Origin of the sequence: Methylopila musalis (assembly GCF_042679725.1) — a bacterium.
GTDB classification, from domain to species: Bacteria; Pseudomonadota; Alphaproteobacteria; order Rhizobiales; family Methylopilaceae; genus Methylopila; species Methylopila musalis.
This window is the reverse complement of record NZ_JBHTMX010000146.1, coordinates 1-6854: the sequence shown is the minus strand read 5'-3', so window position 1 is coordinate 6854 and position 6854 is coordinate 1. Positions and strand designations below refer to the sequence as shown.

The window sequence follows — 6854 nt, the reverse complement described above, 5'->3', positions numbered from 1 at the left end:
CGCCGGCGCGGCGCCGGTGGAGTGGCGCGTCTCCGACGCGCTCGTCCCCTACCCGGACGCCGTCGCCGCCATGGACGCCCGCGCCGCCGCGATCGCGGACGGAACGGCGCCCGAACTGGTCTGGCTGCTGGAGCACCCGCCGCTCTACACCGCCGGCACCAGCGCGCGGCCCGACGATCTGGTCGCGCCCGACCGGCTGCCGGTGTTCTCCACCGGCCGGGGCGGCCAGTACACCTATCATGGCCCCGGCCAGCGCATCGCCTACGTGATGCTGGACCTCCGCCGCCGGGGACCTGACCTCCGGACCTATGTGGCGGCGCTGGAGGCGTGGCTGATCGCGACCCTCGACCGCTTCAACGTCACGGGCGAGCGGCGGGAGGACCGGGTCGGCGTCTGGGTGCGACGGCCGGAGCGGGGCCTCGGCGCGGAGGACAAGATCGCCGCCATCGGCGTGCGGGTGAAGCGCTGGGTCACGCTGCACGGCGTCAGCCTCAACGTGGAGCCGGACCTGTCGCATTACGGCGGCATCGTCCCCTGCGGCGTGCGCGACCAGGGCGTCACCAGCCTCGCCGATCTCGGCCGCGTCACGAGCCTCCCCGAAGTCGACATGGCGCTCCGCGCCACGTTCGAGGAGGTGTTTGGGCCGACCGCGCGGGCGGAGACGCCGGGCGGCTGAGCGTCCGCTTTCGTTCGCGGCCAGCCACCGGGAGCGCCCGCTTCCTTGTCCCGGCCTTGATCCGGGACCCAGAAACTCTGGCGTCTCAAGACAGAACGCGACAGCCGAGACGCTCGATCCTCACACGTCGGCGTCTCTGGGTCCCGGCTCGGGGGCCGGGACAAGAGGGAGGGTCAGCGCGAAACGCTTACGCCCGGTCATCCGCCGAAAGCGCGCCCGCTTCCCTTGTCCCGGCCTTGAGCCGGCCCCAGAAACTCTGGCGTCTCCAGACAGAATGCGACGGCCGGAGCGCTTAATTCTCACACGTCGGCGTTTCTGGGTCCCGGCTCGGGGACCGGGACAAGAGGGCGCGCGTTCAGACCGTCTCGCCGATGACCACGCCGGCGCCCTCCGGGACCTCCGACAGCGCGATCTCCTTGCGCGTCACCGTCTTCACCTTGGCCAGCGCCGGGCCGGCGTGGCAGGCGGCGGCGAAGGCGTCGATGTGGGTCGCCGGGCCGGCCAGCAGCGCCTGCACCGAACCGTCCTTGCGGTTGCGCACCATGCCCCGCAGGCCCTGCGACGTGGCGTTGGCCTGCGCCCAGGCGCGATAGCCGACGCCCTGCACCTTGCCGGTGACGACGATCTCCGCCGCGATGTCCGTCATCGAAACCCTCCCTGCGCCGCAGGCCCTCCGCGGGCGCCGGCGGCGAATCGCCTGAGCTCCGCCAGATAGGGCGCGGGCAGCCCCCATTCGACCGCGGCCGGGATCACCATCTCGCTCATGTAGCCCGCGACCGCGATTCCTGGCGCCACATGGCGGGAGACATAGACGATGGCGTCGCGCCCGCCCTCCGGCCCCGCGACCCGGAGTCGCTCCCGGCGGTAGAGCCCCATGGCGACGCGCTCGAAGGCGTCGAGCGCCCGGAGGTCCGCCTCCGTCAGCCGCCACAGCACGCCGTGGGTGGCCGCGGCGGGCTCCCGCAGCACGGTGGCGTAGCCGTCGCGGGAGATGGCGAAGCGCCAGCCCTTCAGCCGCGCCGGGCCAAGGGGCTCGGCGGTCGGGCAGCGGCGCGCCATGGAGCGGCGGCACATGTTGGCGCCATAGGCGAAGTAATGCGGCACGGCGCGCTCCCGTCTCGACCTGAGGCTTCCGCGCATCAACATGCGCGTGATCGCCGCGCGCAAGTCCGATCCGACATTGTTCCGCCTCAAACCGGTGGCTTTTCGAAAAGACGGGGCGAAAGCCTTGGGATCAGAGGGGCGGCGCGCGTTCGGGCGGTAACGGGATGGTTATTCCGGAAACGCCCTCTGTTTCCGCTTCGTCCCACGCCGCGAGGGTTCGGCTCAGGGTTCCTTAACCATGGCCGTGGCGCTCTCGCTTAAGGCGTCCGCGCGCGTCTCTTTCGGGAGGCGCGGCGGAGGTCGGTCTTGACGGCACTGGAGCGGACGGTCGTGACGGAACGGTCTTGGAATCTCGGCGTGTCGCGGCGCGGGGCGCTGCGTCTGGGCTTCGGCGCCGCGGCGGGCGCGCTGGCCACCACCGCCTCCGCGCAGGAGATGATGCTGTCCTTCGACAGCCAGGCCGAGTGGAAGGACCGCTTCGACGCCTCGTCCTCGGGCGTCACCCGCACCTCCGCCTCCCGCACGCCGACCCTGTCGGCGGAAACCGCCCAACGCACCGAACTGGCGATTCAGGATTACGCCGCCCTGGTGCAGCGCGGCGGCTGGAGCCGCGTGCCCCCCGGCGAGCGGCTGAAGCTCGGCTCTCGCGGCGAGCGCGTGATCGCGCTGCGCCAGCGCCTCGCCGCCACCAACGACATCGACCCGAACCTGCCCATGTCGCCGGTGTTCGACTCGTATGTCGAAGGCGCGGTGAAGCGCTTCCAGGCCCGGCACGGCCTGATCCCCGTGGGCGTGGTCGGCGACGACACCCTGCAGTCGCTGAACATCCCGGCCGAAACCCGGCTGCGGCAGCTCGAGACCAATCTGGTGCGCATCCGCACCATGGCGAACGTGGCCGCCACCGGCCGCTACGTGCTGGTCAACATTCCCGCCGCCGAGATCGAGGCCGTGGACAACGGCCAGGTTCAGGCCCGCTACACCGCCGTGGTCGGCAAGGTGGACCGCGCCTCGCCGGTGCTCGACGCCAAGATCCAGCAGGTGAACTTCAACCCGTTCTGGACCGTGCCCGCCTCCATCATCCGGAAAGACCTCATTCCGATGATGCAGAAGGACCCGCAGTATCTGGCGAAGAAGAAGATTCGCGTCATCACCCATCAGGGCCAGGAGATTCCGCCGGAATCGATCAACTGGAACACGATGGAGGCGACGCAGTACATGTATCGCCAGGATCCGGGCGAAGACAACTCCATGGGCTCGGTGCGCATCAACATGCCGAACAAGGACGGCGTGTACATGCATGACACCCCGTCCAAGAACCTGTTCGGCGAAAACGCCCGCTTCCACTCCTCGGGCTGCGTCCGCATCCAGAACGTGCGCGAGCTGGTGGGCTGGCTCGCCCAGAGCCAGCCGGGCTGGGACCGCCGCGCCATCGACGCCGCGATCAAGTCCGGCCAGCGGGTGGACATCAACCTGCAGCCTTACGTGCAGGTCTACTGGCGCTACATCTCCGGCTGGGGCGGCGCCGACGGCACGGTGCAGTTCCGCGAGGACATCTACGGCCTCGACGGCACCGGCGAACTGGCGATGGCGCGCTGACGCCTCCGGCTTCGGGGCCTAGACCATGGCCGCCACGCGAGACGACGAGCCCAGCGGCGACGTCCTCTATGAGGTCGTCACCGTGGGCAACGCCATGCGTTGCGCCGCGATCCACGCCGACACCGGCGTGGAGGTCGTGGTCGTCGGCCCCGCGGGCGGCTCCGAGATCGCGCTCAAGGCGCTCGCCTTCCGCAAGCTGAAGGCGCGGCTGGCGCGGGAGTGATCCCTGTCCTCCCGACAACCGCAGTCCTCTTTTCGCCTCATCGCTGTCGTGTAAAGTCGCGGGCCGCGCGCTGCGGCGCCCCCGACATCGGTTGCTTGAAGGAGCGTCCATGAGCAAGCCCCCGTCCCGCCCGTCCGCCTTCGCGAGCCGGGCGCGCGGCGCCGCGGCCGTGGCGCTGGCGGCGACAATCGCCCTCTCGCCGCTCGCCCTGCCCTCGTCCGCCCTCGCCCGCCCGGCGCCCGAGAGCTTCGCCGATCTGGCGGAGGGTCTGCTCGACGCGGTGGTGAACATCTCCACCTCCCAGAACGCGCCGGCAGCCGAGAAGTCCGTGCCGAAGCCCAAGCTGCCGGAGGGCTCGCCGTTCGAGGAGTTCTTCGACGAGTTCTTCAACAAAGGACCCGGCGCCCAGCAGCCCCGCGCCCGCAAGCAGAGCTCGCTCGGCTCCGGCTTCGTGGTCGACCCGGCCGGCATCGTGGTGACCAACAACCACGTCATCGACGGCGCGGACGAGATCACCGTCAACTTCAACGACGGCTCCAAGCTGGTGGCGGAGCTGGTCGGCAAGGACGCCAAGACCGACCTCGCCGTGCTGCGCGTGAAGCCGCCGAAGCCGCTCAAGGCGGTGAAGTTCGGTGATTCCGACAAGCTGAGGGTCGGTGACTGGGTGCTCGCCATCGGCAACCCGTTCGGCCTCGGCGGCTCGGTCTCCGCCGGCATCGTCTCGGCGCGCAAGCGCAACATCAATTCCGGGCCTTACGACAACTTCATCCAGACCGACGCCGCCATCAACCGCGGCAACTCCGGTGGCCCGCTGTTCAACACCGACGGCGACGTGGTCGGCATCAACACCGCCATCATCTCGCCCTCCGGCGGCTCCATCGGCATCGGCTTCTCGGTTCCCGCCTCCACCGCCGGCCCGGTGGTGGAGCAGCTGCTGAAGTATGGCGAGACCCGCCGCGGCTGGATCGGCGTGCGCATCCAGGAGGTCACCGACGACATCGCCGACAGCCTGGGCGTGAAGGGCCCGAACAAGGGCGCGCTGATCGCCGGCGTCAACGACGACGGCCCGGCCGAAAAGGGCGGCGTGCAGGTGGGCGACGTGATCGTGGGCTTCGACGGCAAGCCGGTGAAGGACGTCCGCGAGCTGCCGCGCATCGTGGCCGACACCCCGATCGACCGCGAGGTCGAGGTGAAGGTGGTGCGCAAGGGCAAGGAAGAGTCCCTGAAGCTGAAGGTGGGCCGTCTCGAGGAGGCCGAGACGCCCAAAACGGCGGCCGCCAAGTCGGACGACACGGCCGAGGAGCCGCAGACCACCGAAGCCCTCGGCCTCACGCTCGCCCCCGTCTCCGACGCGCTGAAGAGCCAGTTCGGCCTGAAGCCCGACGCCAAGGGCGTGGTGATCACCGACGTGAAGGACGGCTCCAAGGCCGAGGAAAAGGGCATCCAGGCCGGCGATCTGCTGCTGGAGGTGGCGCAGGAAGCGATCGCGACCCCCGCCGACGTCGCCCGCCGCATCGACGCGCTGAAGAAAGACGGCAAGAAGTCCGCGCTGTTGCTGCTCGCCAACAAAGCCGGCGACGTGCGCTTCGTGGCGGTCTCGATCGACTGACGCGAACACGAAGCCGACGCTCCGCCGCGAAGATCTTGCCCGCGCGGCGGAGCGCGCTTCGGAACATGGACTGAGAGCCAGCGTCTCCCCCGTCATGCCCGAGCGTGTCTCGGGCATCCACGACTTCGTGCCAGTCGAGGGCTTGAGCGTTCGAGTCGCAAACGCAGCGAATAAGCTCTGGGCCGCCATGTTCGACCAAAGCGCCCGCCCGACGGTCGCCGAACACGCCCCAGAACCGGAATCGCGCGCCCTCCCCATCGCCCTCAGCCTCCGCGAAACGCCCCCACGCGCCCCGCGCGGCGGCGCCGCACTCTAAGGTGGCGAAGTGGCGCGGATCGTCTTATGACGTGTCGCGACGGGCCTGTAGCTCAACGGTTAGAGCCGACCGCTCATAACGGTTTGGTTGGGGGTTCGAATCCCTCCGGGCCCACCAGTGTTTTCAATGACTTGGCCAACCTTTGACGCCTGACGGGCGGTCGTGCGGCAACGAAACTAGCGACGGTTCGACAAGTCATACTGCGTCCGCGCGAGGCGAGAGCTCAGCATAAAACTCCCTTCGCAGGCGGTCCTTCGCGTTCCGTGCCGGACGCCGCCACGCGCAGCGAAGACGCAAGTCGCCGCGGCTGACGGCGAAAACAGCGCGAAAGCCAAAGTTCACGTGGGGTTAACCGCTTGCAGAACACACATAGAACAGCTAATCCTTGTTCATGATTTGTTTTGAGTCGCGGCGGAGACGGGCATGCTGACCCGGAAGCAGTACGAGCTGTTGCGCTTCATCCATGAGCGCCTGAAGGAGAGCGGCGTGCCGCCCTCCTTCGACGAGATGAAGGACGCGCTGGACCTGAAGTCCAAGTCCGGAATCCATCGTCTGATCATGGCGCTGGAGGAGCGCGGCTTCATCCGGCGCCTGCCGAACCGGGCCCGTGCGCTCGAGGTGCTGAAGCTGCCGGAGGCGGCGGCGCCCGTGGTCACCCGCCCGGTGACGACGCGGTTCACGCCCAACGTCATCGAGGGCAATCTCGGCAAGGTCCGCCCCGCCCGTCCCGACGAGGACGCGGACTCCCGCATGGTGGCGATCCCGGTCATGGGCCGCATCGCCGCCGGCGTGCCGATCGAAGCCATTCAGGCAAAGAGCCACACCATCGCCGTGTCTCCGGACATGCTGTCCAGCGGCGAGCACTTCGCCCTTGAAGTGCGCGGCGACTCCATGATCGAGGCCGGCATTCTTGACGGCGATCTGGTGCTGATCCGCAAGCAGACCGCGGCCGACAGCGGCGACATCGTGGTGGCGCTGGTGGATGACGAAGAAGCGACGCTGAAGCGCCTGCGCAAGCGCGGCGCCTCGATCGCGCTGGAGGCCGCCAATCCGGCCTACGAGACGCGCATCTTCGGGCCTGACCGGGTGGCGATCCAGGGACGGCTGGTCGGGCTCATCCGACGCTACTGATCCTCGTCCGCGCCGGTCTCGCCGTCGTCGTCCGGGTCGGTCGGATCCACCGGCGGGCTCACGGCTTGGGTGGCTGCGTCCGGCTTCGCGAGGCGTGGGGCGAAGCTGAGGCGTAAGGCCTCCTCCGGCGGCGGCGGTCCGGCGCGTGACCAGGGGCGGTCGCCGGCGGGCGCGCGCGCGGACGTGGCGCGGAACGCCA

General features: G+C 69.4%; 8 protein-coding genes and 1 tRNA gene. 6 read left to right on the top strand and 3 right to left on the bottom strand.

Annotation, left to right across the window (positions count from 1 at the left end):
- Window positions 1-676 (top strand): lipoyl(octanoyl) transferase LipB (gene lipB / locus ACFQ4O_RS13295; protein WP_378776176.1); only part of this gene is annotated, 676 nt, incomplete at its 5' end.
- Window positions 677-1031: 355 nt separating this feature from the next.
- On the opposite strand, the gene ACFQ4O_RS13290 is transcribed toward lipB, so the two are convergent.
- Both ACFQ4O_RS13290 and ACFQ4O_RS13285 read right to left on the bottom strand, forming a co-directional pair.
- Window positions 1032-1322, bottom strand: coding sequence for an acylphosphatase (locus ACFQ4O_RS13290; RefSeq protein ID WP_378776175.1), 291 nt, complete (start codon window positions 1320-1322; stop codon window positions 1032-1034).
- Window positions 1319-1780 (bottom strand): gamma-glutamylcyclotransferase family protein, encoded by a 462-nt coding sequence (locus ACFQ4O_RS13285; RefSeq protein WP_378776174.1) that lies wholly within the window; start codon window positions 1778-1780, stop codon window positions 1319-1321. Before ACFQ4O_RS13285 ends, ACFQ4O_RS13290 begins: the two co-directional genes overlap by 4 nt.
- A 330-nt stretch (window positions 1781-2110) precedes the next feature.
- Here ACFQ4O_RS13285 and ACFQ4O_RS13280 point away from each other — a divergent pair, with 330 nt between their 5' ends.
- From ACFQ4O_RS13280 to lexA, 5 genes are all read left to right on the top strand, one after another.
- Complete coding sequence (locus ACFQ4O_RS13280; RefSeq protein WP_378776173.1) at window positions 2111-3376, top strand: L,D-transpeptidase family protein; 1266 nt, start codon at window positions 2111-2113, stop codon at window positions 3374-3376.
- Between the two features lie 25 nt (window positions 3377-3401).
- On the top strand, window positions 3402-3599 hold the full coding sequence (locus tag ACFQ4O_RS13275; protein ID WP_378776172.1) for a DUF6898 family protein: 198 nt from the start codon (window positions 3402-3404) through the stop codon (window positions 3597-3599).
- 109 nt (window positions 3600-3708) lie between these two features.
- Window positions 3709-5208 carry a Do family serine endopeptidase gene (locus tag ACFQ4O_RS13270; protein ID WP_378776171.1) on the top strand — a complete coding sequence of 500 codons (1500 nt, stop codon included), beginning with the start codon at window positions 3709-3711 and terminating at the stop codon, window positions 5206-5208.
- A 357-nt stretch (window positions 5209-5565) separates the two neighbouring features.
- Window positions 5566-5641, top strand: a tRNA-Ile gene (locus ACFQ4O_RS13265).
- A 306-nt stretch (window positions 5642-5947) separates the two neighbouring features.
- Window positions 5948-6655 (top strand): transcriptional repressor LexA, encoded by a 708-nt coding sequence (gene lexA / locus ACFQ4O_RS13260; protein ID WP_378776170.1) that lies wholly within the window; start codon window positions 5948-5950, stop codon window positions 6653-6655.
- On the opposite strand, the gene ACFQ4O_RS13255 is transcribed toward lexA, so the two are convergent.
- Window positions 6649-6854: hypothetical protein (locus ACFQ4O_RS13255; protein ID WP_378776169.1), on the bottom strand; the 206-nt coding region annotated here is incomplete at its 5' end. The two genes, lexA and ACFQ4O_RS13255, sit on opposite strands and share 7 nt — an antisense overlap.